The organism is Aquibium microcysteis (assembly GCF_014495845.1).
GTDB lineage: Bacteria > Pseudomonadota > Alphaproteobacteria > Rhizobiales > Rhizobiaceae > Aquibium > Aquibium microcysteis.
In genome coordinates this window covers 3,751,936-3,778,098 of the sequence record NZ_CP061080.1, presented here as the reverse complement: position 1 = coordinate 3,778,098, position 26,163 = coordinate 3,751,936, and the positions used below count along the sequence as shown (strand labels likewise).

Annotated in this window: 28 protein-coding genes; 4 read left to right on the top strand and 24 right to left on the bottom strand. The window is 65.4% G+C overall.

Annotation, left to right across the window (positions count from 1 at the left end):
- Window positions 1-48: 48 nt before the first annotated feature.
- The 6 genes from leuB to IAI54_RS17550 all read right to left on the bottom strand — a co-directional run bounded on the left by leuB (window position 49) and on the right by IAI54_RS17550 (window position 4,336).
- Entirely contained in the window at window positions 49-1,161 is a 1,113-nt protein-coding gene (gene leuB, locus IAI54_RS17575; RefSeq protein WP_187968424.1) for a 3-isopropylmalate dehydrogenase, read from the bottom strand.
- Window positions 1,162-1,269: 108 nt separating this feature from the next.
- Entirely contained in the window at window positions 1,270-1,503 is a 234-nt protein-coding gene (locus tag IAI54_RS17570; protein ID WP_235679084.1) for a DUF2798 domain-containing protein, read from the bottom strand.
- An 11-nt stretch (window positions 1,504-1,514) separates the two neighbouring features.
- Entirely contained in the window at window positions 1,515-2,120 is a 606-nt protein-coding gene (leuD, locus tag IAI54_RS17565) for a 3-isopropylmalate dehydratase small subunit (RefSeq protein WP_187968423.1), read from the bottom strand.
- Window positions 2,121-2,187: 67 nt separating this feature from the next.
- Window positions 2,188-2,787 carry a GNAT family N-acetyltransferase gene (locus tag IAI54_RS17560; protein ID WP_187968422.1) on the bottom strand — a complete coding sequence of 200 codons (600 nt, stop codon included), beginning with the start codon at window positions 2,785-2,787 and terminating at the stop codon, window positions 2,188-2,190.
- Window positions 2,784-3,092 (bottom strand): type II toxin-antitoxin system TacA family antitoxin, encoded by a 309-nt coding sequence (locus tag IAI54_RS17555; RefSeq protein WP_187968421.1) that lies wholly within the window; start codon window positions 3,090-3,092, stop codon window positions 2,784-2,786. Before IAI54_RS17555 ends, IAI54_RS17560 begins: the two co-directional genes overlap by 4 nt.
- Before the next feature lie 74 nt (window positions 3,093-3,166).
- A complete protein-coding gene (locus IAI54_RS17550) occupies window positions 3,167-4,336 on the bottom strand; it encodes an NAD(P)/FAD-dependent oxidoreductase (protein WP_187973213.1) in 1,170 nt (389 codons plus the stop codon).
- A 95-nt stretch (window positions 4,337-4,431) separates the two neighbouring features.
- On the opposite strand from IAI54_RS17550, the gene IAI54_RS17545 reads away from it, so the two are divergent.
- Entirely contained in the window at window positions 4,432-5,295 is an 864-nt protein-coding gene (locus IAI54_RS17545) for an HpcH/HpaI aldolase/citrate lyase family protein (RefSeq protein ID WP_187968420.1), read from the top strand.
- Window positions 5,296-5,310: 15 nt separating this feature from the next.
- Here the strand turns inward: IAI54_RS17545 and IAI54_RS17540 are convergent, their stop codons facing one another.
- The 6 genes from IAI54_RS17540 to IAI54_RS17515 all read right to left on the bottom strand — a co-directional run bounded on the left by IAI54_RS17540 (window position 5,311) and on the right by IAI54_RS17515 (window position 11,567).
- Window positions 5,311-5,787 carry a type III secretion system chaperone gene (locus IAI54_RS17540; RefSeq protein WP_187968419.1) on the bottom strand — a complete coding sequence of 159 codons (477 nt, stop codon included), beginning with the start codon at window positions 5,785-5,787 and terminating at the stop codon, window positions 5,311-5,313.
- Window positions 5,788-5,870: 83 nt separating this feature from the next.
- On the bottom strand, window positions 5,871-6,374 hold the full coding sequence (locus tag IAI54_RS17535; protein ID WP_187968418.1) for a type III secretion system chaperone: 504 nt from the start codon (window positions 6,372-6,374) through the stop codon (window positions 5,871-5,873).
- Window positions 6,375-6,408: 34 nt separating this feature from the next.
- Window positions 6,409-7,848: a hypothetical protein gene (locus IAI54_RS17530; protein ID WP_187968417.1), complete on the bottom strand. Its 1,440-nt coding sequence runs from the start codon at window positions 7,846-7,848 to the stop codon at window positions 6,409-6,411.
- A 163-nt stretch (window positions 7,849-8,011) separates the two neighbouring features.
- On the bottom strand, window positions 8,012-9,295 hold the full coding sequence (locus tag IAI54_RS17525) for a hypothetical protein (protein ID WP_187968416.1): 1,284 nt from the start codon (window positions 9,293-9,295) through the stop codon (window positions 8,012-8,014).
- A gap of 207 nt (window positions 9,296-9,502) precedes the next feature.
- Window positions 9,503-10,963, bottom strand: a complete 1,461-nt coding sequence (locus tag IAI54_RS17520) for a hypothetical protein (RefSeq protein WP_187968415.1) — start codon at window positions 10,961-10,963, stop codon at window positions 9,503-9,505.
- Between the two features lie 130 nt (window positions 10,964-11,093).
- Window positions 11,094-11,567 carry a type III secretion system chaperone gene (locus IAI54_RS17515; protein WP_187968414.1) on the bottom strand — a complete coding sequence of 158 codons (474 nt, stop codon included), beginning with the start codon at window positions 11,565-11,567 and terminating at the stop codon, window positions 11,094-11,096.
- A 291-nt stretch (window positions 11,568-11,858) separates the two neighbouring features.
- Here IAI54_RS17515 and glmM point away from each other — a divergent pair, with 291 nt between their 5' ends.
- The 3 genes from glmM to IAI54_RS17500 all read left to right on the top strand — a co-directional run bounded on the left by glmM (window position 11,859) and on the right by IAI54_RS17500 (window position 15,458).
- Window positions 11,859-13,211, top strand: a complete 1,353-nt coding sequence (gene glmM, locus IAI54_RS17510) for a phosphoglucosamine mutase (RefSeq protein ID WP_187968413.1) — start codon at window positions 11,859-11,861, stop codon at window positions 13,209-13,211.
- Between the two features lie 227 nt (window positions 13,212-13,438).
- Window positions 13,439-14,296, top strand: a complete 858-nt coding sequence (locus IAI54_RS17505) for an outer membrane protein (protein ID WP_187968412.1) — start codon at window positions 13,439-13,441, stop codon at window positions 14,294-14,296.
- A 214-nt stretch (window positions 14,297-14,510) separates the two neighbouring features.
- On the top strand, window positions 14,511-15,458 hold the full coding sequence (locus IAI54_RS17500) for an outer membrane beta-barrel protein (protein WP_187968411.1): 948 nt from the start codon (window positions 14,511-14,513) through the stop codon (window positions 15,456-15,458).
- A gap of 211 nt (window positions 15,459-15,669) precedes the next feature.
- Here IAI54_RS17500 and IAI54_RS17495 read toward each other — a convergent pair whose 3' ends face one another.
- The 12 genes from IAI54_RS17495 to IAI54_RS17435 all read right to left on the bottom strand — a co-directional run bounded on the left by IAI54_RS17495 (window position 15,670) and on the right by IAI54_RS17435 (window position 26,093).
- The gene (locus IAI54_RS17495; RefSeq protein ID WP_187968410.1) at window positions 15,670-16,665 is read right to left on the bottom strand and encodes a tyrosine-type recombinase/integrase; all 996 of its coding nucleotides are present in this window, start codon (window positions 16,663-16,665) and stop codon (window positions 15,670-15,672) included.
- 172 nt (window positions 16,666-16,837) lie between these two features.
- Window positions 16,838-17,968 (bottom strand): phage portal protein, encoded by a 1,131-nt coding sequence (locus IAI54_RS17490; protein WP_187968409.1) that lies wholly within the window; start codon window positions 17,966-17,968, stop codon window positions 16,838-16,840.
- An 89-nt stretch (window positions 17,969-18,057) separates the two neighbouring features.
- A complete protein-coding gene (locus tag IAI54_RS17485) occupies window positions 18,058-18,591 on the bottom strand; it encodes an HK97 family phage prohead protease (protein ID WP_187968408.1) in 534 nt (177 codons plus the stop codon).
- Window positions 18,588-18,851 (bottom strand): head-tail connector protein, encoded by a 264-nt coding sequence (locus IAI54_RS17480; RefSeq protein WP_187968407.1) that lies wholly within the window; start codon window positions 18,849-18,851, stop codon window positions 18,588-18,590. The genes IAI54_RS17485 and IAI54_RS17480 overlap by 4 nt, the downstream gene beginning before the upstream one ends.
- The gene (locus IAI54_RS17475) at window positions 18,851-19,117 is read right to left on the bottom strand and encodes a spike base protein, RCAP_Rcc01079 family (protein ID WP_187968406.1); all 267 of its coding nucleotides are present in this window, start codon (window positions 19,115-19,117) and stop codon (window positions 18,851-18,853) included. Before IAI54_RS17475 ends, IAI54_RS17480 begins: the two co-directional genes overlap by 1 nt.
- 3 nt (window positions 19,118-19,120) lie before the next feature.
- Window positions 19,121-20,380, bottom strand: coding sequence for a phage major capsid protein (locus IAI54_RS17470; RefSeq protein WP_187968405.1), 1,260 nt, complete (start codon window positions 20,378-20,380; stop codon window positions 19,121-19,123).
- A gap of 59 nt (window positions 20,381-20,439) precedes the next feature.
- The gene (locus tag IAI54_RS17465) at window positions 20,440-20,874 is read right to left on the bottom strand and encodes a hypothetical protein (protein WP_187968404.1); all 435 of its coding nucleotides are present in this window, start codon (window positions 20,872-20,874) and stop codon (window positions 20,440-20,442) included.
- 159 nt (window positions 20,875-21,033) lie between these two features.
- Window positions 21,034-21,648 (bottom strand): hypothetical protein, encoded by a 615-nt coding sequence (locus tag IAI54_RS17460; protein WP_187968403.1) that lies wholly within the window; start codon window positions 21,646-21,648, stop codon window positions 21,034-21,036.
- Between the two features lie 80 nt (window positions 21,649-21,728).
- Window positions 21,729-22,061: a hypothetical protein gene (locus tag IAI54_RS17455; protein ID WP_187968402.1), complete on the bottom strand. Its 333-nt coding sequence runs from the start codon at window positions 22,059-22,061 to the stop codon at window positions 21,729-21,731.
- Between the two features lie 256 nt (window positions 22,062-22,317).
- Window positions 22,318-23,943 (bottom strand): terminase large subunit, encoded by a 1,626-nt coding sequence (locus IAI54_RS17445; RefSeq protein ID WP_187968400.1) that lies wholly within the window; start codon window positions 23,941-23,943, stop codon window positions 22,318-22,320.
- Complete coding sequence (locus IAI54_RS17440) at window positions 23,943-24,356, bottom strand: HNH endonuclease (RefSeq protein WP_187968399.1); 414 nt, start codon at window positions 24,354-24,356, stop codon at window positions 23,943-23,945. Before IAI54_RS17440 ends, IAI54_RS17445 begins: the two co-directional genes overlap by 1 nt.
- Window positions 24,357-24,641: 285 nt before the next feature.
- Window positions 24,642-26,093, bottom strand: coding sequence for a primase-helicase family protein (locus IAI54_RS17435; RefSeq protein ID WP_187968398.1), 1,452 nt, complete (start codon window positions 26,091-26,093; stop codon window positions 24,642-24,644).
- Between the last annotated feature and the right edge of the window lie 70 nt (window positions 26,094-26,163).

Sequence of the window (26,163 nt, the reverse complement as noted above, 5' to 3'; positions counted from 1 at the left end):
GGCGCGTCGCCGCACCGGCCTTCGATGACGTGCCGCCGGGAGGCGGTGTCAGGCCGAAAGCGCCAGGAACTTCGCCAGGATCGCGTCGCCCATCTCGACGGTGCCCACCTTGGTCATGCCGTCGGACATGATGTCGGCGGTGCGCAAGCCGTCTTCCAGCACGGCGGCGATCGCCGTCTCCAGCCGGTCGGCTTCGGTGACCATGTTGAACGAGTAGCGCAGGCACATCGCGAAGGAGGCGATCATGGCGATGGGGTTGGCGATGCCCTGGCCGGCGATGTCGGGGGCCGAGCCGTGCACGGGCTCGTAGAGCGCCTTGCGCTTGCCCGTCAGGGCGTCCGGTGCGCCGAGCGAGGCCGAAGGCAGCATGCCGAGCGAGCCGGTCAGCATCGCGGCTACGTCCGACAGCATGTCGCCGAACAGGTTGTCGGTCACGATGACGTCGAACTGCTTGGGCCAGCGCACGAGCTGCATGCCGCCCGCATCGGCCAGCATGTGAGACAGCTCGACGTCGGAATACTTCGCCTTGTGGGTGGCGGTCACCACCTCGTTCCACAGCACGCCCGACTTCATGACGTTGCGCTTCTCCATCGAGCAGACCTTGTTCCGGCGCGTGCGCGCCAGTTCGAAGGCGACGCCCGCGATGCGCTCGATCTCGAAGGTGTCGTAGACCTGCGTGTCGATCGCCCGCTTCTGGCCGTTGCCGAGGTCGGTGATCGTCTTCGGCTCGCCGAAATAGACGCCGCCGGTCAGTTCCCGGATGATCAGGATGTCGAGGCCCTCGACCACTTCCGGCTTCAGCGACGAGGACTGCGCCAGCGCGGGATAGCAGATCGCCGGGCGCAGATTGGCGAAGAGTTCCATGTCCTTGCGCAGGCGCAGCAGGCCTGCCTCGGGCCGCACCTCGTAGGGAACGCCGTCCCACTTCGGCCCGCCGACGGCGCCGAACAGCGTCGCGTCCGCCGCCATGGCCTTCGCCATGTCGGCGTCCGAGATCGCCTGGCCGTGCGCGTCGTAGGCACAGCCGCCGACCAGACCTTCCTCGGTCTCGAAGCCGGCACCCATTCTGTCGTTCATGGCCGCGATCAGCTTCTTCACCTCCGCCATGGCCTCGGGGCCGATGCCGTCGCCGGGAAGGAGCAGGAGTTTGCGCGTCGCCATGGATCAGGACCTCTCGATGAGCGTGGAATTCGGGGCTTTGCTAGCGGCAGGTCGGCGTGCGCGCAAGCGCAAACGGCTGCGCCAGCGCGGCGGCGGCGGGCAGGCTTTTCAGGCGGCCACGATGCGCTTGAGGATGCGCCGCACCAGCGGTGCCACCACCAGCACGACGGGGAAGGCGACGGCCCAGGACGGTGCCCAAGCCGACATCCAGCGCAGAAAGAACCCGCCGTGGACGCCCGAGGCGATGGCGGTCGAAATGCCGGAGACGACGCAGGACATCATTCCGGTCAGCAGCAGCCCGTAAGCCACCGGCTCCAGCCGCCGCGGCACGAAAGGCTTCACCGGCGCCCGACTCACGCCCAGGGGCGGGTTTCGGCGAGCGTCTTCTCGTAGCTCGCGATCGCCGGCGCCTTCTCCATGGTCAGGCCGATGTCGTCGAGGCCGTTCAGCATGCAGTGGCGGCGGAAGGAGTCGAGGTCGAACCTGATCACGCCGCCGTCCGGTCCGCGGATCTCCATGGCTTCGAGGTCCACCGTCAGCGTGGCATTGGCGCCGCGCGAGGCGTCGTCCATCAGCTTGTCGAGGTCCTCGGGGCTGACCATGATCGGCAGGATGCCGTTCTTGAAGCAGTTGTTGTAGAAGATGTCGGCGAAGGACGTCGAGATCACGCAGCGGATGCCGAAGTCGAGCAGCGCCCAGGGCGCGTGCTCGCGCGAGGAGCCGCAACCGAAGTTGTCGCCGGCCACCAGGATCTGGGCGTTGCGGTAGGCGGGCTTGTTCAGCACGAAGTCGGGGTTCTCGGTGCCGTCCTCGTTGTAGCGCATCTCCGAGAACAGGCCGGTGCCGAGCCCGGTGCGCTTGATCGTCTTGAGGTAATCCTTCGGGATGATCATGTCCGTGTCGATGTTGATGATCGGCAGCGGCGCGGCGACGCCCGTGAGCTTGGTGAACTTGTCCATCGTTTTCGGCCCGTGGTCTGGTGCGGCTTTATGGCTGGGATCGCTTTATACGCCTTGTCCGCACAAATCAAAGGGGCGTTGGGCGCGTCTCGGTCCGCTCCGTGTCCGGCTCCCGTTCCTGCTCCTCAAGCAATGTCCTGATCGTGGCGATCGGCAGGAACAGTCGCAGAGGGTCCGACGCCAACGCGGTGAAGCCGAAGCCCATGTACATCCGCTTTCGCATGGCGACCTTCTCGGGGTTCCCGCAGTCGAGCACATCAAGCATGACGATGGCGAGGCCGAGCGCATCGGCCGCCATCGCTATTCGCTTCAGGGCATCGACCAGCAGGTGCGCGCCATGCCCGGCGCCTCGATAGCGTTTGTCGCGGCCGATCATGGAGATGTAGGCTGCGGGGATCTGGCCATGGCCGGGCCGAGTCCGGGCGTAGGATTTCGGCAGGTCGGCATAGTGAACAGCATGGGCGTTGATCGCGTAGAAACCGATGACGGTGCCGTCCGATGCAGTCATCACGTAGAGCCGGATGTTCCCCGCCTTCGCGAGCTTGTTCGCCGTCTTCCTGAAGTAGTTGTCGACCTGTTCTATTCCGCAGGAGAAACCGGTCCGATCATGCCGGTCCGGATCGAAGGGCTCGATCCGGAAGCGGCCGGCGGTCCCGATCGGACTCATTTGGCATCGATGGATTCGCCATGCCGACGAAATGCCGCCCGCAGTGCATCGGTCGGCGCCGGCGGCGTGTCGAGGGCCGCGAAGAAGGCGGCGTGATCGACCGGCTTCAGCGTCGTCCGCTCATGGGCGGCGATCGTGTCGAGCGCTGCACGATAGGCCGCATTCATGGTAAAGACGGAATCGTCGACCCCCGACAGGGCGGCCGCCTGCTGGATGGCATGCTTGATGCGAGGCTTGGTCCGGAAATTCATTCGGGCCTCGTTCCGCTCGTCGATGGGGCCGGTGGTTTCCTCGATGGCGCGCATGCCCGTTCCCCGCGATCAATACGCCGGAATGTACGTCACGACGGCGTACGACGCAAGGTGGACGCGAGCGTCCCTCAGATCACGTTCAGCTCGCGATAGGCCCGGCCCTCCGCGACGCGCTCGTAGCCGAACACGGAGCAGTCGATCGTCCGGTAGCCGCCGTGCACGATCAGTTCCGCCAGCGCCTTGCCGACGGCCGGCGCCTGCTGCAGGCCGTGGCCGGAAAAGCCGTTGGCGAAGAGGAGGTTGCCCACTTCCGGATGCGGGCCGATCACGGCGTTCTGGTCGAGCGTGTTGTAGTCGTAGTGGCCGGCCCAGGCGCGGGTGGCCTTGATCGCCTCGAAGGCGGGGATGCGGGTGGCCAGCACCGGCCAGATCGTCTCCTCGAACAGCGGCCAGTCCGGCTCGAAGTCGGTCGGGTCGGCCGCCGCGTCGGTCTCGTAGGGCTCTGCACCGCCGGTGATGTAGACCGAGCCTTCCGGGCGCACATACACCCCGGAGGGGTCGACCAGCAGCGGCATGTCGTTGAAACGCTCCCGCGCCTCGAACACGAACACCGAGCGCTTGCGCGGCTCCACGGGGAGCGCGAGGCCGGCCATCGCCGCCACCTTGCCGGCATTCGGTCCGGCCGCATTGACGACGATGCCTGCGGCCAGCGTCTCGCCACTGTCCAGCGTCACCGCGGTCACCCGGTTGCCTTCGCGGGAAATCGCCGTCGCGGACGCCTCGATCATGTCGACGGACCGCGTCTTCAGCGCCTTGCGCAACAGTGACAGCAGCGCATGCGCGTCGAACCAGCCTTCGCCGGTGCGGCCGAAGGCGCCGGCGGCGATGCCTTCGGTCGACAGCCAGGAAAAGCGTTTCTGCAGCGCGCCTGCATCCTCCAGCAGGATGTCGGCGCCCTCGGCCGCCTGCACCCGGTGGTTCGCCTCCAGCACCGGCCGGCCTTCCTCGGACGCGAGGATCAGGTAGCCCTTCTCGCGGAAGCCGATGTCGGCGTCGCTGCCGAACTCGTCCTTCAGCCGCCGGAACAGGTCGAGCGTGTAGCGCGACAGGCGGATGTTCTCGGGAATCGAGAACTGCTGCCGGATCGAGGCGCAGGACAGGGTCGTGGCGGCATGCTCGAAGCGCGGGTCGCGCTCGACGAGCGCGATCGTGCCGCCGAACCCCTCTTCGCGCAGCTGCCAGGCCAGCGAGGCGCCGACGATGGCGCCGCCGATGATGACGATGTCGTAGCCGGGCACGGCGATCTCCTGGCGGTTGGCGATGCGGATCGCGCAGGCTCTGCCGGAACCCCGGCGCTCTTGCAAGGGGCCTTTCGCCTTGCCATGACTGGTCCATGAGCAAGTCCTTCCGCCCGCGCCGTTCCGTCCTCTACGTCCCCGCCGCCAACGAGAAGGCGCTCGCCAAGGCGCCTTCGCTCGCCTGCGACGTCGTGGTGATCGACCTCGAGGACGCGGTCGCGCCTTCCGCCAAGGAGGAGGCGCGCGCCCGCCTCGCGGGCGTTTTCGCCGGCCGGGGCGAGGGCGGTCCGGATCTCGTGATCCGCGTGAACGCTCTGTCGAGCCCCTGGGGAGTGGACGACCTCGCCGCGGCCGCCGCCTGCGCGCCCAATGCAATCCTGCTGCCCAAGGTGGACGGGCCGAAGGACGTGCTGGCGGCCGACGATCTCCTCGATTCGCTCGACGCGGATCCCGCCATCCGGCTCTGGACGATGATCGAGACGCCGAAGGGAATGCTCAATCTCGGCCCCATCGCCGAACTCGGCCGCGACCGCGCCGCGCGGCTCGCCTGTCTCGTCGCCGGCACCAACGATCTCGCCAAGGAGACCGGGGTGCGGATGACGCCGGACCGGCGATGGCTGATCGCCTGGCTGCAGCAGATCGTGCTCGCCGCGCGGGCCGGTGGGCTCGACGCGCTCGACGGCGTCTGCAACGACTTCCGCGACCTCGACGCCTTCGCCCGCGAATGCGACGACGGCCGCGCCATGGGCTTCGACGGCAAGACGCTGATCCATCCTGCACAGATCGAGCCCGCCAACCGGGCCTTCTCGCCGTCGCCGGACGAGATCGCCGAGGCCCGCGCCATCGTCGACGCCTTCGCGCTGCCGGAGAACGTCGGCAAGGGCGTCATCCAGATCGGTGGCCGCATGGTCGAGCGGCTGCACCTGGCGCAGGCCGAGCGGCTGCTTTCGCGGGCGTAGGATCGCCGGCAGCGCTCAGACGCGCATCACCACCACGTCGCCGCCCATCCGCTGCAGGTCGGCGCCGGAGACGTCGCTGCGCGGCGCGGCCGCGGCGGCCCGCTCCAGCAACTGGTCGCATCCGACGGCCAGCCAGTAGCCCGCATATTCCACGAACGACTCGAAGCGTCCGGCCGCGCTTTCAGGGGTGACCGTGTCGGCGTGCCAGCGTTCGCGCAGCGAGACGCGGCCGTCGGCGAGCGCCAGCGCGCCGCAGCCGGTTGCGGCGCCGAGGGCGTTGGACTGGAGCATCAGCGTGAGCATCTCCTCGTTGGGGTAGTCGAGGTCGGGCAGGGCGACGGCGAGTTCCAGGGTCTCTTCGTCGATGCGCCTCGCCTCGACGGGCCGTCCGCCGAGCAGCGTCAGTGTCGCAGTGCCGTCTTCGCCGAGCGCCAGCCCGGGCTGGTCGAGCAGGATCCCGACGGCCTGCAGGAGCGTGTCGATCTTCGTCATGTGTCTTCGTCCTTCTGCTTCTGCGGCACGGCGCGCGTCCGCCCGTCCGTTGCGGCGACAGGGCCACGGTACCGTCCGTCGGGTCAGATCCGGATCATCACCGGTTCGGCGTTCACCGGCTCCCCGTCCTCGTCGAGCGGCGGTTCCTCGCTCCAGGCGGGCGGGCGGGCGTCCGCCTCCCGGCGCCGGCGCGCCCGTTCGAGCAGATCTGCCGCGCCGCCGCCGCGCCACCGGCGGGCGAGCGCCATAAGCGCGTCGTAGCGCCTCCCGGCGACGTCCGGCCGCATGTCGCCGGCGATCCAGCGCTCGCGGTAGATGACCTCGTGACCGTCGAGCGCCAGCGATCCCGCCTCACGGGGGGAGGCCGCGGCGTTGACTTCCAGAATCTCGATCATGGCGGCGCGGTCCGGCCGGTCGAGCTGCGGGATCCGGACGCTCAGTTCCAGCGCCCGGTCGTCGACCTGCGTCACGTGGACGGTCAGGTCGCGCCCGATCGGGATCGAGGCCTGTCCGTCCCGGCCGAGCGACAGCGACCTGTCGCCGGCGGCCTCGGCCAGGATGGAGAAGAGATGATGTGCGTTGCTCACGATGTCGTCCCCTCGTCGTCAGGCTTCGCGCGTTTCATTTGCCGCGGAACTCAATGCCTTCCGGCAGCATGCCGGCGGCCTTGTAGAACTCGTCGATATTGGCCTTCAGCGGGATCAGAATCTCGTTCTTGAACTTGATCTGGACCGGATCGCTGACCTTGCCCGTGCCGTTGAAAGCCGACGTGACGGTCGCCTGCAGAAGCGTCGCAATTGCGATGGCGAGTCTGTCCGCTTCGTTTTTGTCCTTGATGTCGGACCCGGGATGAAGACCCTTATCATCGAGTATGATGGGCGTCAGGTTCTTTAGGATGGCGTTGACGAAGAGATTGGCGATCTTCGCGCCGACGTCTTTGTCTCCCTTCTTGATGGCTTCCTGCAACTCGCCGAGGACGGCCTTGAGTTCCTTCGGTACGCCCTTCTCGATCGCCTTCGCGATGAAGGTGGTGGTGAGCTTCCCGAGCGCCTCGACGCCTTCCTTTGAGAGCTTCTGGAGGTTCTGCTGGTTCGGCTTGCCTCCCTCCTTCAGCAAATTGGAAATTGCTTCCTGTAGGGTCTTGTACTCCTTGCTTGCCTTCATGTCGGTCCAGACCGGGACCATGTTGTCGGCGAGCGTTTCGGAGTTGCCGGCCATCTTGAGATACTTCTGTACGGTTCCGTCACTGCCGCCGGCCAGGCGCAGAAAATCTCTATCGCCGGCATCCTTTGCATGGTCGAGGGAAGCCTGCTTGTAGTTCGACACCGCGTTCTTCGGGTCCCGCGCCTCCTCGAACTTGCCGATGATGACGTTGAGGAGTTCGGCCTTCTCGGTCCGTCCGTCCTCGGCCCAGACCTTTGCAATCATGCGCATCGCTTTGGGACTGAAGTTGTCGAGTTCTTTCGGCGAGCAGCCGAGAGCGAGATTCTTGCCAATGACCTCGAAGGCATCTTTCTTGGTGAAGATCTTGCCCTCGTTCTTGCCGGTCGTGTTGTCCCTTATGATCTGTTCGACCTCCGTGAGCTTGGTCTCCTTGTTCGTCTGGGTCAGTAGGGCTTCGAGCAGGAAGTTCGCCGAGGCGCCAAGGTCTTTGCCCTTGTCCTTGGCGGGGTCGAATACGAGCAAGCTTGCCGCATTTCCCACCTTCGAGGAGGTCGGCGCCGTCGCGTTTCGCATCGCCTCCGCGTCCTTGCGGTCGAGCGATCCCATGTAAGCCTTCTTCTCGAGGGAGAGGTTGTAGTCGGCCACCGCCTCCTTGAACGACGCCTTCTGCTCCTTGCGCATTTCGATGCGCTCGCCGATGAACTGGATCTTCTCGGAGAAGGACTTGCCCTTCAGGCCGCTCATGGTTTCCTTGAAGAACTCGAAGCCCGACTTCATGAAGGAGGACTTGCTGGGCGGCGTCGTCGTGTCGCCCTTGTCCATCGTCTTGTCGTCGATGTTTCTCCTGTCGACGAATCCGGTCTTGGTGCCGCCGGTGATTGTCGGGCCGTCGCCCATGGCGCTTCTCCTGTTGTCGGGTCGTTGAGACTTTGGCTCGCCACGACGATGATGCGGGTGACGGGCGATACCGAGGGGGTGTGACGGACGACAAGCCGGCGGCTTCGTGGACCGGCTGGACGTTCGGCCCGCAGCGTCGGGAACCGCGGTGCCCCCCGCACCCTCACCGGCGCCCGTACTCCGGCATGCCGAAACGGATCAGCACGTCTTCCATCCGGGCGCCGAACTTCTCGCGGAAGGCGGACGTCTCGCGCTCGAAATGTGTTTCCGCTTTTTGCTCCGGGTTGAGTGCATCGTTCGCCATCTTCAAAGCAAGCTGGAAGGTCGGGCTGCCGGCCTGGGAAGACGCGATGCCTTTCAGCAAGACGGCGTTCTGGAAGAACTGACGCGTCATCACGTTCTTGTCCTGCGGGCGAAGCGTGGCGATGTCGTCCTTGACGAGTTCCATCGTCGTCTTCATCCGGTCGCTGACCGGGATGAACTCCAGCTTTTCAAGGATTTTTTCCGCCAGGCGCCCGACGGCTTTGGCCTCCGTTTCGGTCAAACTGAATACGGTGGGCGATCCGTCGTCTATCGATCGTATCTCCGAAGATTGCAGCATCGGCTTCATTTCCTTGCCGATCTGATTGCCGAGTTCGTTGATGAAGCCGTGCGTCACCAGCGACTTCAGCGCCTTCTCGCCCTCGCTGTTGTTGTTGCGCCAGAACATCTTCGTCTCGCCCTGGAAGTCGCTGATATAGGTCCTGGCCGTGGCGTGGAACTTTTCGACGGCCTTGTCCTGCGTGACGACCTCGCTGAAGGCTCCGACGATCTCCTCCAGCATGTCCGCCTTCTCGTGGCGGAACTCGCCGCGCAGCTGCGCGGCGATGTCCCGCAGCTGCGGCAGGTGCAGAATCTTGAAATCCTCGTCACCGATCTTCGAGGCGAGCGAGGCCGCGATCTGCTTCATCTCCGTCTTCAGGTCGGTGCCGTTTTCCTTGGCCCTGGCCTCGGCCTCTCCCACCCATTTGCCGAGCGAGACGGTGAGCTGCGCGGCGAGCCGCTCGTTGCCGCTGCCCCGATCCTTCAGCATCCCCAGGGCCTTGGCCGTGTCGTTCGAACTCGGCGGTTCGAACCTGATGGTCTTCCCCTGCACCAGCGCGAGATCCCGGCGGTCCGATCGTCCGGCCTCAGCGACCTCGTTCTTCTGGATCGAGCGGAGTTCGATGCGGTCCTTCAGGAACTCGATCTTCTTGCCGAGGGGCGTTTCGAAGAACCCCTTGAAGCTTTCCCCGAAGAAGGAGAGGCTGCTCTTGAAGGCGCCGCGCGTGCCGGTCTCGACGTTCTGGTTCGGCGCCTTGGCCAGCTTCTCGCCGTCGTGCTTGCTGGCATGTTTCACGTCGGCCCGCTCGACGTTGCGCGTGTAGGTCTGGGTGACGCTGTAGTTGCTGCCAATTCCGCCGACCATCGATGTTCTCCCGTCCGGTCTCGTCGGGCACATCCTGTCGCGGAATGCGGGCGTGCCGCGTGCCGGGCGTCACCTCCCGCGTGCAGCGCCCGAGCGCGGGTGACGACCGGCACAGGTGTCGGTGCCGCCGGCACGAGCAGGCTCGAATGCGGAACGCCACGCCGGGTGGCGTGGCGTTCGGACGTCGCCGCGCTGCGGACGGGCGCCTCAGAGCTTGAACTTGTCGAGGATCTGGCGGTTGCGCTGCTGGATCTTCTCCAGGTCGACGGGCTTCCGCTCCGGTTCGATCTTCGGCTCTTCGATCGGGTTCTCGGCGAGGAAGAGATCGACCTCCTTGAGCTGTCCCGCGATCGTGTCGATCTGCTTCTCCTTCCTGGATATGCCCTCCAGTACCACGGCCTCGGTCCGCCCGCTGGCGGGCATGCCGAAACGCTGCAGCATGTCGTCGACCCTCCCGCCGATCCGCTCCTTGAGCGCCAGCATCTCCTTGCCGTAGGGGGAGGTCGTGTCGGAGCGGGATCCGACGACGGCGTCGTATAGCAGAGCGACCGTCAGTTTTCCCAGCGAACCACTCTGGAGGGAGAACTCCGGAGCCAGCGCCTTGAGGAGGATGCCGTTGACGAAGAACTTCTGCGTCACGCTGTTCTTGTCGTCGGTACGGAGTGTCTGGATGTCCTTGGCGATCTTTTCCAGCGGGCTCTTCATGGTATCCGTGATCTCGATCTTCTCGAGAACGCCGAAAAGCTGCTCGGCGAGCTTGCCCAGGGTCGCCGCCTGGTCCTTGGTCAAGCTCTCCGTGCCTCCCAGATCCTTCATCGACTTGATCTGGGCAGCCTTGTCGAGAAGCGGCTTCATGCTGCCATAGGCTTCGTGCTTGAGCGGGTTCTTGAAGCTCTGCGCCACCAGCGACGACATCGCGTTCGATCCCTCGGTCGCATTGCGCCAGAACGAATGGACTTCTCCCGCATACTCGGAAACGTAGCTGCGCGCCTTTCCGCCGAACAGGGCATCGGCCTTCTCGGGCGTGAACTCCTTCTCGAGATTTCCGATGATCGCCTTCAGAAGGTCTGCCTTGGCGACCCGTCCCTCGAAGCGGAGCTGGCCTTCGAGCTTCTTCAGCCCCGGCACGTCGACATGCGCCCAGTCCTGATCGGTCAGGTTGGCAGTCACGTGGCCGGCCGCGCGTTCCAGTTCGACGCCGAACGACGTGCCGTTGGTCTTGACGTTGGCGTCGATCTCCTTCAGCCAGTCGCCGAGGGAAATGCTCAGCTGGGCGATCTCCGTGTCGCTGCTGCTTCTCAGCATCGAACTCGCCGATCCGTTCTGCAGTGCGTGGTGCGCGATCTTCATGCCGCTCAACATGGCGACGTCCTTGCGGTCCAGCGGCGCGATCTGCCCCGCCTCGTTCTTCTGGATCGACCGCAGTTCGATGCGGTCCTTCAGGAAATCGATCTTCTTGCCCAGCGGCGCTTCGAAGAAACCCTTGAGGCTGTCCTTGAAGTAGGACAGGCTGCTCTTGAACGTGCCGAAACTCCCCTCCTGGACGTTCTGGTTCGGAGCTTTCGGCAGGGCGAACCCGGTCTTCCGCGCGTTCTTGAAGTCTGCGTCTTCGACGTTGCGCGTATAGGTCTGCGTGACGCTGATACCGCTGCTGACTGTACCGACCATCGATCTTCTCCGTTGGCTGCCTGTTTCCGCATCCTGCGTCCGACGCGGGGTAGGCCGCGTGCCGGACGTCACCTCCCTTTCGCCGCGCATGCGTGCGGGTGACGTCCGACACAGGGCCGCGAGGTCCGCTTCAGGCGCGCATCACCAGCATCTCCTCGCCGGCGGCGGGCGGCGCCGCGTCGCGGGCGCCGCGCAGGCGCCTCTGCTCCGCCTTCTCCATCAGAAGGTCCGCACCCTCGCCGAGCCAGTAGGCGGCGACTGCGGCCATCTCGTCGAAGCGGCGTTCGGTCTCCTTCTCGTCCATGCCGCGCACCACCCAGCGCTCGCAGAAGAAGGCGGCGTGGTCGCCGTCGACGGCCAGCCGGCCGGCACCGGTGCCCGAGCCGAGCAGGTTGGCCTCCAGCATCACCCACATCATCGCCGGGTCGGCGAAGTCGATGTCGGGGAGCGGCACGCTCCATTCCACGACGTGGTCGTCCAGGCGTGCGGCATAGAGGACGGCGCCTCGTCCGAGTTCGATCGTCAGGCGCCCGTCGGCGTCGAAGGCTGTGTCGCTCAGTCCGAGCTTGGTTGCGAGCGTGCGGATGGTCTGTCCTGCATCCATTGGGTGAATCCTCTCCATTCCATGCCTGAGACGACCGCCGGAGTTAGGACTTCGGCGGAGATGGGGGAGACTAGGTGCTGAAGGGGCGGACGGGCTGTATCGTCGGGCACAAACCGGCGGCGGATGCGGCGCGGCCGGGCTGCCGTCCTCACGCGCGCCGCGCACCGCTTTGCCCTCCCGCATTTCAACCGAACGGTTACACAAACTCATATATTGTGATTACGGGATGAGTCGTCGCTATGGCACACCCGAGGGGCTGGGGAAGCCTGAGGCGGTGAGGAACCGACACGCATGTCGAAGCAATATTTCGGGACGGACGGAATCCGGGGACGGGCCAATTCCTTTCCCATGACCGCGGAAGTCGCGATGAAGGTCGGCATGGCCGCCGGCCTCTCCTTTCAGCGCGGCAGTCATCGCCACAGGGTGGTCATCGGCAAGGACACGCGCCTGTCCGGCTACATGATCGAGAACGCCATGGTCGCGGGCTTCTGCGCCGCCGGCATGGACGTGTTCCTGCTCGGCCCGATCCCGACGCCTGCCGTCGCCATGCTGTCGCGCTCGCTGCGCGCCGATATCGGCGTCATGATCTCGGCCTCGCACAACCCCTATTTCGACAACGGCATCAAGCTGTTCGGGCCGGACGGCTACAAGCTTTCCGACGAGATCGAGGCGCGCATCGAAGGCATGCTCGACAAGGACCTGTCGCGGCAGCTCGCCAGTTCCGAAGGGCTCGGCCGCGCCAAGCGCATCGACGGCGTGCACGACCGCTACATCGAGTTCGCCAAGCGCACCCTGCCGCGCTCGATGTCGCTCGCCGGTCTGCGCGTCGTCATCGACTGCGCCAACGGTGCCGCCTACAAGGTGGCGCCGGCGGCGCTGTGGGAACTCGGGGCGGAGGTCTTCGCCATCCACGACGAGCCCAACGGCTTCAACATCAACGACAATTGCGGCTCCACCGCGCCGCAGAGCCTCTGCGACAAGGTCCGCGAGGTCCGCGCCGACATCGGCATCGCGCTCGACGGCGACGCCGACCGGATGATCATCGTCGACCAGAACGGCGAGATCGTCGACGGCGATCAGGTCATGGCGGTCATCGCCGAATCCTGGCACCAGGCGGGGCGCCTCGCCGGCGGCGGCGTGGTCGCCACCGTCATGTCCAATCTCGGCCTCGAGCGCCAGCTCGGCTCGCTCGGCCTCACCCTGCAGCGCACCAAGGTGGGCGACCGCTACGTGGTCGAGCACATGCGCGCGCACGGCTTCAACGTCGGCGGCGAGCAGTCGGGCCACATCGTGCTGTCGGATTTCGCCACCACCGGCGACGGCCTCGTGGCGGCGCTGCAGGTGCTCGCCTGCATCAAGCGTTCCAACAGGCCGGCCAGCGAGGTCTGCCGCAAGTTCGAGCCGGTGCCGCAGGTGCTGAAGAACGTTCGCTTCACCGGCGGCCGGCCGCTGGAGAGCGAACCCGTGCGGGCCATGATCGAAGATGCCCGCCAGCGCCTCGGCACGGCCGGCCGCCTCGTCATCCGGCCCTCCGGCACCGAGCCGCTGATCCGCGTCATGGCCGAGGGCGACGATCCCTCGCTGGTCGAGACGGTCGTCGACGACATCGTCGGCGCCATCGGCAGCATCCGGACCGCCGCCTGATTCCGCGTCGGGGTCAATGGTGCACCGGTCGGTGCCGGGCGCGCTCCTTCCAGTTTCGAGGAAGCCTTCTCCTCCCCCTTCCCGGGAGAGGCCGCCCGCCATCCGTCCAGACAGATTCACGGTAAACGAACAGGGTTAAATCCTGTTTAACCTTTCGGTTTCATTATCCTTGCGAGTTCAACCACGTCCCGGCCAGACCAACCCGGGACATCCCAAGGATAAGCCTCATGCTGAAGCCCGTCAGGCTGATCATCGGCGCGATGGCGCTCGCGCTCGGCCTCGTTTCGCCCGTCCTCGCCGCCGACATCTACGAGCCGCCGGTCATCGAGTACCAGCCGCCGGCACCGATCTACGAACAGGCCGGCGGGTGGTACATCCGCGGCGACATCGACTATCATGCGCCGAAGCTGCGCGGCACCGAATACATCACCTATGGCTGCTGCGATCCCGAGCCCGGCACGAACACCTTCGATTCGACGAGCCTCAAGGGCGCGCTGTCGCTCGGTGCCGGTGTCGGCTACCAGATGAGCAGGTACTTCCGCGCCGATCTGACCGGCGACTACTGGTTCAAGTCGAACTTCCGGGGCAGCACGAGCGGCACCTGCGGCGGCAATCCCTGCGTTTCGGAAGACGAGTCGGATCTCTCGGCGCTTCTGCTGCTCGCCAACGCCTATGTCGATCTCGGCACCTATTACGGCGTGACGCCCTATGTCGGCGCGGGTCTCGGCGGCGCGCATGTCCGCTGGGGCGATCTGCGCAACACCACCGGCAGCGGTACCGACATCCACAAGGGCACGTCCGGCTGGCGCTTTGCCTACGCGGTCATGGCCGGCGCCTCCTACTGCATCACCCACAACCTGCAGGCCGACCTCGGCTATCGCTACAGCCGCATTGAGGGCGGGCGCATGTTCGAGGAATACTCGCCCTCCGGCGCGTCCATCGGCGTCGGTCCGGGCTTCGACAAGGGCATCAACACCCACGAGGTCCGCGGCGGCCTGCGCTGGAGCTTCGGCGGCAACGCCAACTGCGCGCCCGAGCAGGTCGCGTTCCAGCCGGAGCCCGTCTTCGAGCCGGTCTACAAGTAGCGTCGGCGCGACACCGTCGCGTCGCGAGGGCCGCCCGGCGCCAGCCGGGCGGCCCTTCTCGTTCGTCTCGCCGCCAGGCCGGCGAAACCCTTGAAAAGACTGCGGCGGCGGTTCAGCTATGCTTAACCCGCATTTAACCACTATGGTTAATAGTGCCTCATGAACCGGTCGCGGGCGCTTTCCCGCCCGGGCGGGTGATACCGGAGTGAGGCCCATGAAACTGCTTTCGCGTCTGCTCTTGTCGGGTGCTGCGCTTTCGGTCCTGCCGTCGGCGCCTTCCGCCGCCGCCGACTACGACGCGCCGCTCTACGTGGAGGAGGCGCCGGAATACGTCCCGGTGGAAATCGGCTCTGGCTGGTACCTGCGCGGCGACGTCGGCTATGATTTCAAACGGGACTACTCGAACATCGCGTTTTCCATCGCCGATCCGCTCGACATCACGCAGGAGACCGGCTTCGACGAGACGAAGACCGTGGTCAGCGGCACGGTCGGCTTCGGCTACCACGTGAACGACATCTTCCGCGTCGACCTCACGGCGGGCTTCCTGGGAGCCAGCAAGGCCAGTTCCTTCGGCATCCGGGAGGATGCCTGTGCCGTCGAGCAGACCGTGAGCGTCGTGACCTTCGATCAGCTGGGGGACCCGATCGACCCGCCGACCGTGACGACGACCGACGCGAACGCCGACTGCTATTCCGAATCCTCGGCCGAAGCCTCGGCCTGGACCGGCATGGCCAACGTCTATGCGGATCTCGGGACGGTCGCCGGATTCACCCCCTATGTCGGCGCCGGCATCGGCCTCGTCTACACGCCTGTGCGTGGGAGTTTCAACGACCGGACCTGCAGCGCCAGCGAAACCGTCCAGACCGTCGCCGGGGTTTCCGAGACAACCACCACGCAGCTCTGCGAAGGCCAGACGAGCGCGACCGACGCCGACGTGGAGTACCCCGGCACGTCGATCGACCGCAACAAGGTCAGCCTGCTCTATTCGCTCGGCGCCGGCGTCAGCTACCAGCTGTCCCAGAATGCCTCGCTGGACGTCGGCTACAACTGGATCACCGCGCCCGGCGCCGAATCCGTCGCGATCCGCAACGACGACGTCGTCGTCGTCAAGGGCATGAACATCCATCAGGTCAAGGTCGGTCTCCGCTACGATCTCTGGTAGAGCGCTCGCGACGGCCCTTGCATCTAGCATCCCTGTAAGACGGCGGCTGGTCCGCCGTCTCATTGTTTCACGGCATCCAGACCGCCGCCATCCGTCCTTCCTGCGACGAAAACTTTCCCCTTGACGCCACCGGGCGGGAGGGACTATCGCCGTCCGTGGGCCACCCCTCCCCAACGAGGGCGCGGGTTCTTCACGGATTTTCCCTTTCTTTTCAATCATTTACTGCCTTGGCGGCGGGTTCCTGTGTCAATTCCGTGCCAAAAATCACGTTGGTGATGGTCCTGTCCGTCATCGCGTGGGCGTAGTTCTTGACCAGCGTCGCCACGTCGGCCCATCCGCCCATATCGGCGACGGTCTTCACATCGACACCCGCATGAAGCATCGTCGTCGCGAAGCCGTGTCGGCAGCAGTGCGGCGTCAGGGGCTTGATGCCGGCCCGCTTCACGGCCGTGTTCCAGACCTTCCGCAGGTTGTGCCGATCGTCGTAGCCGAACACGCGGTCGCCCGGATGCCGGTTCGATGGGATGTTGCCGAGCGCGGCCACGAGGCGCGGCTGCAGATGAGCTAGCCGCTCCGCTCCGACCTTGGTTTGCCGGATCCTCGCCGATCGGCCGGACAGGTCGACGTCGCCCCATGTCAGCGCCAGCGCCTCGCCGAGACGGGCGCCCGTGGCGAACATGAAGACGGCGAGGGCGCCAAGCTTCGGTGAGGCTTCGGCCGTGAAGGCGTCGATCCATGCCAGCGTCACCGGCTCCCTGATCTTTTTCTCCACCTTGAAGCGCTTCACCTTCAGCCAGGAGCACCAGCCCTGTTCGGCAGCGTAGTTGATGACGGCTTGCGTCGGCGCGATCATCTGGCGATTCCGGGTCGCGTTGGTCGCCTTCGGATAGAGCCGCATCGCGGCGGTCCGGATCGCGCCGTCCGTGATGTCGCGCACGAGCGTATCGCGCCAGTGGTCCTCGACCTTGGCAAGGAACCTGTCAGACCGGCCGGCGCCCCGATAGGCAATGGCCGCGTCCGAAAATCTCAGCGTCGCACCTGGTCCATCGAGATGACGCGTCCACGCCCGCTGTTCGGCTTCGGCTGCGATGCGCTGCGCTCTTGCCTTGTCCTCAGTGCGCGTAGAGCCTCGTAGCCGCCTTCCGGCGACGGTGCCCCGGTAGTGCCAGACCTTGCCGCCTTTTCGGCGGTAGATTTCGAGTGGCATGGCCGTGTCGCCTCCATAATCGTAGTGACGTCGCCCTCGGTCAGAATCATCCGTTTCCCGAACTGGCGGCAGGCGCCGAGCGCGCGCGCCGTCTCGCGCAAGCTGCGCTCGGATATGCCGAGATGATCCGCCAGCTCTGCCGGCGTGATGAAGGCAGGGAGAAGCTTTCCGCTCATTCGGTCGGCCCTCCGACACGCGCGTCGATCGGCGTCATGTTGAGCGGGGATAGGTACTCGTCGCCGCCGTCGATCGCCGGCATGTTCTCCCATCCGCGAATCTCGTTCGGTGAAAGCCAGCCCCATTCGCGGCCGATCCTGTAGCCCTCATACCGAGCCTTCATGTCGCCCCGCTGGAGACCGGCGAGGTCGTGCTCGACGAAGAGTGTGCGCCGGCTCCCGGTCGGCAGCAGCGCCACGTTCATCGCCTGCTCGACGCGCCGGGCCACCGGTGCAAGGCACCGGACGACGAGGGCGCGGCTCTCCATCTCGACGTTCGAATAGGTGCCGTGATCGAGGATGCCGACGACCGTCGGCGGCACGCCCCATATGCGGCAAATATCGAGGTTGGTCAGCTTGCGGCTTTCGAGGAACTCCGCATCGCGCGCCGTCATGGAGAAGGACTTCCACTCCACGCCGCCATCGAGCACGAGCACATTCGATGTCAACGTGTCGGCCTCGATCTTCGCCTTGAGTTTGCCAAGCGCGCTTTCCTTGCCTTCCCGCCCGATCATCTGCGGAAAGACGAGCGCCCCGGAAGGACGGTTGCCGCGCGCCGCCATGCCGGCCGCCGCGTCCTGTTGTGTCAGCGCCAGCGAGATCGTCTCGCGGGCAAGCTGGATCGGCGACAGACCCATGACGCCGTCGCGGGCGAGCCGGTAGCGAAGATGCAGGATCTCGTCCTGGAGGTAGACGCGGACGCTGCCGTTGCGGTCGGTCACGCGGTAGCGAAGCCTCCCGCTTTCGAGCCGCTCGACGACGACGCGGCCCGGGTCGATCGGGTCGAGCCCGACCACCTGTCCACGTGCGTTCCAGTCAAGCACGGCATAGGCGTTGCCGGAAATCAGGAGGTTCGCGATCAGCATCTCGCGGGCCTCGAACGCGGTCATGACGCCGTTCGGCGCATCGTGGAGCACGCCATAAAGCGGGTGCTCGGTCGCCCGCTCGCGCCCGCCGTTGGCCGTGCGGCGGTAGAGGTTGAGCGGCACGGATGCCAGGGCCTGCGACACAAGCGAGATGCAGGCCCCGGCCGTGGCGAGGCCGCTGGCGCGCTGCGGATCGACATAGGCGCCAGTTCCACCATTCATCCCGAACCACTCCGCAATGAACGGATCGCTGGACTGGATGCGGGTTTCAACGGCTCGCCTCTCACGGCCAAGGATCCGGGAAAGCAGGCTCATCGGGTCAGCTCCCAAAGCTTGAGGGTGCGCTCGGCATAGCGCCGGAAGGGCGCGGGCGCCTCGGAGGCGCGCGCCTGGATGATGGTGCCGTCATAAGCCGGCCAGGCCAGCACCACAGACACCTCGTGCAGATCGACCGCGCGCAGCTCGCGGCGGTCGCCGTCGCGGTGCTCGTCGATCGCCGTGAAGCCGAACGACATGCCGCCGAGGTCGCCACGCTCGGCGAGCGCCAGCACGTCGCGGCCGGCGGTCGTGTCGGGCACGTCGAGATCGAAGGACAGACCGCGCGTGTCCTCGGCGAGCCGCAGCGTGCCGGAGCGGGTGCGGGCCAGCACGCGGCCCGGATCATGGTCGACGAGGGCGAGGATATCGCCCCGGCTTCGCAGCGTGGCCGCGAAGGCCCCGCGCGCGATCGTCTCTGTGAACCGTCCGCCGATCGACGCGGGGTTGTCGAAGGTGGCGGCGTAGCCTTCCAGCCGCCGCCCCTTGGCGCGGATGTCCATCGCGATTGCGCGGCGTTCGGGTGTCATAGGTGAACCTCGCGATATGGCCGAATGAGACGGTCGACTACGCCTTGCGGCGTGGCGTCGGTATCGTCGCGGTGGTCGTAGAAGAACGCGGTCAGCATGAGCACCGCGAGTTCTACGGCAGGTGGTATCGGATCGGCGTCCGTGTCGACGCCGATGCTTGCGAGATGGTCGGTTGCCGCCGCGATCATGCTCGTGATCGATGCATCATCATCGGAGGTATCGACGCGGCAGAACTCTTTCGCGGCGGCAAGGTCAACCATCAGAGAAGCCCCACGATCCCGGTTGCGGTCGTCCCCGTCGCCATTACCTTGACGGCCCGGCAGGGCAGGAGCGTTGCATCAGGGACGTTCAGAAGCGTCACCGGCTCATCGTCGTCCTTCATCAGGAAGGTGACGTTGCCCGACGCGCCAATCCAGAACGCCCGCGGAACGGACGGAAGGATGTCGTCATCATCGGGAACGACCGCAAAGGCGCTGGTGGCCGGCGCCGTGAGGCTGCTCGCCAGGTTCTCGAAGGGATCGGACATGTGTCAGAACTCCGCAAAGGCGAACGCGTCGGTGTGGCGCACGGCCACATCGGCATCGAGGAAGGCGTGCATCAGCGCGCCTCCATTGGAGGCGACGTCGGGGTGATACGGGTTGATCAGGATGTCGACCGCCGACCAGTAGCCGAGCACCAGCTCGCCCCACTGCCCGTAGATCAGCGCCGACTTGTCCCCTCCGCTGCCGATGTTGGTGGGAACCTGCGTCGACGATTCGACCCGCTGATTGTGGAACAGCTCGGCCATGGGGATGACATGGCCGTCCGCGTCCCGCAGCTTGCGGACCTGCTTCATCACGGTCGGGTTCGTCAGGAACGCCCCGGTGCCGGTCACGTCGTCGAGTTCCAGAGCGCCGATGAGGTCGGACGTGCTGTCGACGAAGCCGTTGGACACGAGCGTCACCCCCCCGATGTTCTCGACGCCGGGCGTGTTGAGGATGCCGAGCGGCTCGGAGTTCGACCCGCTGCCGTTGATGGCCGCCAGGTCGAGGCCCTGCGCCAGCAGGAAGCCGAGGTCGCGGCGCAGGAGATCCTCGATCGACGCGCCGGACTGCAGCATCAGGCGCCGGGACAGGCGATACTCGCCAGTGATCGTCTTCGGCCCCATGCTGACCTTTTCGAACGCGACGGCGCTGCGCGTTGCGTCGCCGTTCTCGTCCACCCACGCCGCCGCACCGGACGAGGCGAGGTTCGGCAGGTCGAGGAAGCCGGTCAGGTTCGCCATGACCATCGCGCCCATGGACTGGACACGAAGCGCCGGCCGGAAGCGGTCGGCCACGGCGGCAACCTGCGTCGCCACGGTGTAGCCGCCGGCCGGGTCGCTGCCGACCGTCTGCCCGGCGCGCGTCTCGCCGAGAAGGATCTCGGTCGGAACGGCGAGGTGGATGCCGGCGCCGGTTCGCTGCTCGCGACCGCGCGAAAGCTCCTGATGTACTTCGGCCTCGCGCCCGCTCAGCCGCCCGCCGAGCGCGCCGTTGATGGCGTTGGCGAGGGAGTAGTTCCGCAGCTCGCGGCGCATCTCGCCGTCGCCGCCGACACGCTCGCCGTTCGCCTCGAGCCGTTCATAAGCGGCCAGCCGTTCGGCGCGGCCGATCTGCTCGTCGAGCGCGCGGATCTCGGTATCCAGCGCGCCGAACTGGCGGCGCTCGGCGTCATCGAGGTCGCGGTTTTCGTTCATGGCTTTGTCGTTGAGGGCGCGCGCTTCCGCGATCTTGGCGGCGCGCTTTTCGCGAAGTTCCTGAATTCTCATTGAAAAATCTCCATCTAAGGGACTGTACTGTCGTCGCGACGTTCAATCGGGGTTGAAGATCAGGCCACCGGCGCGTTGCGCGGGTAGCCCAGGATTGCGACCGCGCCGATCGGCGTGGCCGCGCCATGGGTGCCGGAGAAGTCGGCGAGAAGCTTGGCGAAGGGCTTGCCGCCGACGTAGCCGACGCGGGTGACGGTCGCGGCGGCATGGGCGGCAGTGAGGCTGTGGATGATGCCACCGGAACCGACGGCGTCGATGCCCTGCACGTCGTCGATGGTGACGGCGGTATAGGTGCCGTCTTCCTCGTCGGCATGGGTGAGCTTGAACTCGACCTTGTTCGTGCCGGAGAAGGTGATGCCGCCGACGCCGACGTGAATGGCGAAGATCGCGCCGTCGAAGCCGCGAAGGTCGATCGCCGGCGGCGTGTTGTCGGCGCTGTAGCTGGCGGCGGGGATGGCGATTTCCACGCCCATGTTCGAGATCAGGTCACGCATGTTGAAGTTCTCCATCGGTGGGACATGCCGCCTCACGGCGGGGGAAAAGGTGCCGGCTTGCCGTCCTTGAATGCTCCACGATCTCGCACCCGCACAGGACGGCTTCCCGCTGTTGGCCGGCCGGCACGGCCGCAGAAGAGTGGGTGCGAGGGAAAGGGTTCATGCGGATTTCTCCGCAATCGGAGCCAGCGAACGAAGCCTGTCGACGACCTTCGTTCCCTCCGGCGTCGCCTCGGGCTGCCTGGCTCGCATGAGCTGGCAGGTGAACAGAAGAGCCTCGAATGGGATATGCGCGGATCGGGCGAAGAAGGGGTTCGGTTCTAGAACGAACCTCTCAATTTCGTCCACGTCGAGACCGGCCGGAAGCCGGAACCGCAACACCCGGTCGCCCTTGCCGCCGTCAGGCGAGGCGGGCAGGTGGATGTCAATGCCGAGTCGCGTGTCATAGACCGTGATCGACACGTCACCCCATTCGCGATCGCGGATGCCGCCTGCCGATGCTGCTCCGAACATGTCACGGATGACGGCAATCGCCGTCAGCGGTCCCATGTTCGTCATCGCCACGAGGCGGGAATAGACGTCGACATAAAGGCCCACCGTCTTGATCTTCGGCTTCAGGGCGAGGGCCAGAAGCAGTTTCGCCGCGTGTTCGGCCCGGACGTGCGCGACAGCCCGCCCGCTGCTCTTCGGCAGCGCGCCCGCGTCGATGAGGGCGCGCGCGTAGACGTTGACGGACTTGCGTTCCGTCATCGTTACCGTCGCCATCATTTCCACGAGCTGCTGAACCGTTGCCATATGGCCTCCTGATTTGAATTTTTACAATCCAAATCAAAAATATTCAAGGGCCGATATAGCTAGGCGGGATTATTTCGGAGCGCCGCGTGCCACTTCTCGTTCACCCGGCCGATCCGGGCGTCGAGGGCGTCAGCCCATTCCGAGGAGCGGTTCGCCGCGAAGCCGAGGATCTCGCGGTCTCGACGCGACATGTGGTAGTAATCCGGGCTGGTCGGATGCCGGTGTGCCGGCGGGAAGAACAGGGTCTCGATGTGTTCGACCAGGATCATCACCATGCCCCGGAGTTGGTACGCGTCGCCGATCACGTCGTCGAAGTCATTGAGGATGTCTTCCAGTTTCGGCGCGGGCGCGGAGGTGCTATCGTGAATGTCAGCCATGATCGATCCCTTCATGATCGTTTTGGTTAGGGCCGGGAAAGCGTTGGCGCGCTTGCCCGGCTCGTTTTTTTATGACACTATAAATTTATTATGTCAAATTCTAATGTTAAAAAATCGCGCAGGGGTCGGCCAAGGGTTGAAAGCTCGGCTGTTACGGTGCGCGTGCACGCGGAAATGATGCATCAGATTGATCAATGGCGCCGCGAGCAGACCGACATGCCAGGCCGCCCGGAAGCAATCCGCCGGCTCGTCGAGGCCGCGCTTGCCAAGCCTACTCCATGAGCTCCTGAAGGCATGCCGGCATCTCTTCCGGCTCATGCCGCTTTGCCACGCACAGCGCCATCGCCAGCGCCACCAGGCCATCGATGCGCCCCGCCGCCTTGTGCTTGTCGAGCTTGCGCCCGCCGGCTGGATCGCGGCTGACGACGGCGTTCGCCGCGCACATGTTCATGACCGGGTTCCCACCGTGCCGCAGCAGCTTTTCGGCGACACACCGCTCGAGCATGTCGACGGCCGGGCTGAAATCCTTGTAGCCCTGTCCGAAGGGAACGATCGGCAGCGACGCGCCGAAAATGCCAAGCTCGCGCTTCAAATCCTCGATGCGCCAGCGGTCGTAAGCGATCGACTGGACGTCGAACCGGTTCGCCGCCATCGCCAGCACCTCGGCGATGTATGCCGGGTCGTTGGTGGCTCCGGGAATGAGCGTGATAAAGCCCTGCTTCGCCCACAGGTCATAGGGCACGCGGTCCTCGTTCGATCGCTCTTCGATGTTCGATTCCGGCATGAAAAATTGGGGCAGCACGTCGATGCGCCCGGCCTCGTCTGGGAAGACCAAAACGAAGGCCGTCAGGTCGCGTGTCGCGCCCAGGTCAAGGCCGCCGTAGCAGACGCGGCCGGGAAGCTCGTCCACGGCCACGGGCGCGGCGTTGGCGTCCCATTCGGCTTTATGGATGAACCGCGAGACGGCCGAAACGCGCTGGTTCAGGATCAGGTTTCTGAAAGCCGATTCCTTGGACGGGACGAGCCGGGCCTGCGCGGCCTGCCGCTGGACGTCCTCCATGGATCGGAAGTCGCCGATCGCCGGATTCGCCAGTGCCCACGTGTCGGGATGCCATGGGTCCGCATCCTCCGGCGCAGCGTAGATCGTCAGGTGAAAGCTCGGGTCTTCGACGTCGCCATCGAGGACGCGCAGGCCATAGTCCACAAGCTCCGACATGACGGCGTGGTCGGCCGCCGCCTGCGTGCTGATGACCATCATCAGCGGGTTTTCCCGGGCGCCTGTGGCCGTGTCGAGCGCGTCAAAAAGCGCCCGGTTCGGCGCGCTGCCGAGCTCGTCATAGACGACGAAGGATGGCGATAGGCCAAGCTTCGAACCGGCGTCGGCAGACAGCGCGGAGTAGAAGGAGCCAGCCCCGTCACCGGTCAACACTTCGATCGTCTTCGTGAACTTCACGATGTTGCAACGGTCGGCCAGCTCGTCATGCGCCATGAGGATCGCGACCATCTCGGCGAACAGCTTGGCCGCCTGGTCGCGTGTCAGCGCGCAGGAATATACCTCGCCGCGGGGTTCGGCCTCCGGTCCTACCAGGTGGCAGAGCGCCAGCGCCGCGGCGAGCTGCGTCTTGCCGTTTTTCCGGCCCATGGAGAGCACCGCCGTCCGCACCGGCCGGTTGCCCGTCTCGTCCTCGGCGTAGACCGCGCGGACAAATTTCCGCTGCCACTCGCGCAGCCGCATGGGCGTGCCGGCGAGCTTGCCGGCCGTGATCGGGAGATCCTCGCAGAAGGCGATAACCCGCTCGGCCCGCGTGAGACCCGGCGCCTGCCAGGGCGTCACGGCCCGCCCGGCGACCTTCCCGCGCGATGAAAGCGGCTTCGCCCCTACGCCTCGAAGTGACATCAGGCAAGCCCTTCTTCATCTAAGTCATTGGAAACTAAGTATTTGTTCATTGAGGACGACGGTCCAATCCGTTGGCCATTGCCGTGATTTGAGGCCCCCCCACCATGCCAATCATCGCATGGATCGATCGGATTGCCGTTCGCATCGAAGCCCTTGAACCGGCGCGGCACGGCGGTCAGGTGTCCGCGATCAACCGCGCTTGTCTTCTCATTGTGGCATCGCTCGCACATGCTCATCAGTCCATCGAGCGGAGGGAATGGATGGCCTCCTGCGTTGATGGCTTTCACATGATCGACCGCCACGGCCGCGACCGCACGCCCGCGCAAACCGCAGGCGTAGCAGAGCGGATCGCTGGCCAGCTTTGCCTTGCGCAACCGCTGCCATGTGCCGGTATTGTAGGGCCAATCAGCCAAGGCCTATCATCCTTCCCTATCAGCAGTGCCCCAACTGCCCCAACGAATTGAATATTAGCATGTCGTTGGGGCACCGAAATTCACAAGCGAATTCAATACCTTGCCCTAACTGCCCCAACTGCCCCAACAAAAATAGAAGTAGTTGGAATTTTCCGTCTCGTGGTTCTTGTGGGGAACGCGCGCGCGTACGGGTGCGCGAAAACCGTTGGGGCAGTTGGGGCACATAGGGCACCCTATTGATATCTTTGAGGTTTTTCGCGCCCCAACGAGATGAAGTGCCCCAACTCATGTTGGGGCACTTTCATCATCGGTGCCCCATTCATTGCCCTGACTGACCTGTCCATCGAAGGCTTCGCGGCAGACTTCCAGCGGAGGCAGGAAGTACACCCATGGGCGCCGGGTCGACGCCCCGTCTTCGGCGGGCACGGTCTGTTTCCGGCGACGAAGATCGGGGATAAGCCGCGCGATCTGGGTGCCGAACGACTGGCTGGAAACCCGTCGCTTGATGCCGAGCTTCTCAGCATGTGCCAGATAGTCGGCGTATAGGCTAGAGCATTCGACGTACTCGGGCCAGGCCTCCATCCGCGAAAGCGGCCCGCCATCGCCGAGTCGGTCAAACCACCACTGCTCGACTGCATCGAGGGAGCGCAGCTTCTGCTCCAGGAGTGCCCCCGTCTTCGGAATCTCGCGAAGGTTGACGCGTGATAGGTCGAGCGCCAGGAGATCATGCAGGAGCGCCTCCCGGCCGCCCGCATCAAGCTCCGCCTCCATCTCGGCGAAATAGTCCGTGTTCTGCGCGCATCGCGGGTTGACGTCGAAGACCGCGAACCTGCGCTCATCCTTGCCAGCCGGGATCACCCACGCCTCATTCGAGGTCATCATCAGCCGGACGAAGTTCGACACTCGGATCGGGTCGACGCCCTTGCTCTCGATCATCTGCTTGTCGGACGTCACCAGTCCGCGAAGGTGTCCTTCGGCGGCCTTGTCGCCGGCAAAGACCGCCTCATCTGCCTGCAACAGGAGGCAGGCCGCCATAAAAGCATTGAACTGCCCTACGACGTAGCGCGGGTTGTCGACGTGGAAATAGTGCGACTGTACGAGTGATCCGAAGACCTCGCCGACCTTCGTCTTGCCGGCGCCCATCCCGCCGCGCAACACGATCGCGGTGCCCGGCTTCTCGCGCGGCCGCTGGACCATTTGCGCAAACCATCCGAAGAGCCAGGCGAAGTTTCCCTCGTCGCCGTCGCAGACGTTTGTCAGAAGATGATCGCGGAAGATGGCATAGGAGCCGCCCGGCTTCGGCTCGACGGAAAAGCCGCGCCAAAGGTTATAATATCCGGGTCGGCCCTCGACTTTTTCCCGGTCGGGATGGAACTCGATGCCGTTGAACTGCCGACGCCGCCGGCTGTCGAGCCAAGCCTCGGCGAAGGTTTTCCACTTGGGCTTTCCGTCCGCCCCACGAACCTCGGTGTAGCGGTTGCCGTGAAGGAGCTGGAAAGCGGATGGCTTCAGGAGCTGCAACCGCTCCTCGGCTGGCGCGTCCGGCTTTTCCCACAAGATCACGGCTTGACTGCCGATCGGCACGACCGCGAATTCAGCATTGAATTCGTCGAGGTCGAAACCGTTCGCGTCCGGCTCCAGGTCATCGCCGGTCGGCACATCTGAATGCCCGGCCGAGCGCATCGAGGCGGCAACCCGATCGATGTCCTCGCGGTCAGCTTTCTTGCGCCGAGCCATCAGCTGCGCGACCTTTGGGCGGCTTCGACGGCAAGCCGAACGCGATCTCTGAGCGCGTCAACCGCGATCT

Bases quoted from the DNA above. Each gene is read 5' to 3' on its own strand.
- leuB (WP_187968424.1), bottom strand. From the start codon at position 1,161: ATGGCGACGCGCAAACTCCTGCTCCTTCCCGGCGACGGCATCGGCCCC.
- leuD (WP_187968423.1), bottom strand. From the start codon at position 2,120: ATGGACAAGTTCACCAAGCTCACGGGCGTCGCCGCGCCGCTGCCGATC.
- IAI54_RS17560 (WP_187968422.1), bottom strand. From the start codon at position 2,787: ATGAGTCCGATCGGGACCGCCGGCCGCTTCCGGATCGAGCCCTTCGAT.
- IAI54_RS17555 (WP_187968421.1), bottom strand. From the start codon at position 3,092: ATGCGCGCCATCGAGGAAACCACCGGCCCCATCGACGAGCGGAACGAG.
- IAI54_RS17545 (WP_187968420.1), top strand. From the start codon at position 4,432: ATGAGCAAGTCCTTCCGCCCGCGCCGTTCCGTCCTCTACGTCCCCGCC.
- IAI54_RS17540 (WP_187968419.1), bottom strand. From the start codon at position 5,787: ATGACGAAGATCGACACGCTCCTGCAGGCCGTCGGGATCCTGCTCGAC.
- IAI54_RS17530 (WP_187968417.1), bottom strand. From the start codon at position 7,848: ATGGGCGACGGCCCGACAATCACCGGCGGCACCAAGACCGGATTCGTC.
- IAI54_RS17525 (WP_187968416.1), bottom strand. From the start codon at position 9,295: ATGGTCGGCGGAATTGGCAGCAACTACAGCGTCACCCAGACCTACACG.
- IAI54_RS17520 (WP_187968415.1), bottom strand. From the start codon at position 10,963: ATGGTCGGTACAGTCAGCAGCGGTATCAGCGTCACGCAGACCTATACG.
- IAI54_RS17515 (WP_187968414.1), bottom strand. From the start codon at position 11,567: ATGGATGCAGGACAGACCATCCGCACGCTCGCAACCAAGCTCGGACTG.
- glmM (WP_187968413.1), top strand. From the start codon at position 11,859: ATGTCGAAGCAATATTTCGGGACGGACGGAATCCGGGGACGGGCCAAT.
- IAI54_RS17505 (WP_187968412.1), top strand. From the start codon at position 13,439: ATGCTGAAGCCCGTCAGGCTGATCATCGGCGCGATGGCGCTCGCGCTC.
- IAI54_RS17500 (WP_187968411.1), top strand. From the start codon at position 14,511: ATGAAACTGCTTTCGCGTCTGCTCTTGTCGGGTGCTGCGCTTTCGGTC.
- IAI54_RS17495 (WP_187968410.1), bottom strand. From the start codon at position 16,665: ATGCCACTCGAAATCTACCGCCGAAAAGGCGGCAAGGTCTGGCACTAC.
- IAI54_RS17490 (WP_187968409.1), bottom strand. From the start codon at position 17,968: ATGAATGGTGGAACTGGCGCCTATGTCGATCCGCAGCGCGCCAGCGGC.
- IAI54_RS17485 (WP_187968408.1), bottom strand. From the start codon at position 18,591: ATGACACCCGAACGCCGCGCAATCGCGATGGACATCCGCGCCAAGGGG.
- IAI54_RS17480 (WP_187968407.1), bottom strand. From the start codon at position 18,851: ATGGTTGACCTTGCCGCCGCGAAAGAGTTCTGCCGCGTCGATACCTCC.
- IAI54_RS17475 (WP_187968406.1), bottom strand. From the start codon at position 19,117: ATGTCCGATCCCTTCGAGAACCTGGCGAGCAGCCTCACGGCGCCGGCC.
- IAI54_RS17470 (WP_187968405.1), bottom strand. From the start codon at position 20,380: ATGAGAATTCAGGAACTTCGCGAAAAGCGCGCCGCCAAGATCGCGGAA.
- IAI54_RS17465 (WP_187968404.1), bottom strand. From the start codon at position 20,874: ATGCGTGACCTGATCTCGAACATGGGCGTGGAAATCGCCATCCCCGCC.
- IAI54_RS17455 (WP_187968402.1), bottom strand. From the start codon at position 22,061: ATGAAGGGATCGATCATGGCTGACATTCACGATAGCACCTCCGCGCCC.
- IAI54_RS17445 (WP_187968400.1), bottom strand. From the start codon at position 23,943: ATGTCACTTCGAGGCGTAGGGGCGAAGCCGCTTTCATCGCGCGGGAAG.
- IAI54_RS17435 (WP_187968398.1), bottom strand. From the start codon at position 26,093: ATGGCTCGGCGCAAGAAAGCTGACCGCGAGGACATCGATCGGGTTGCC.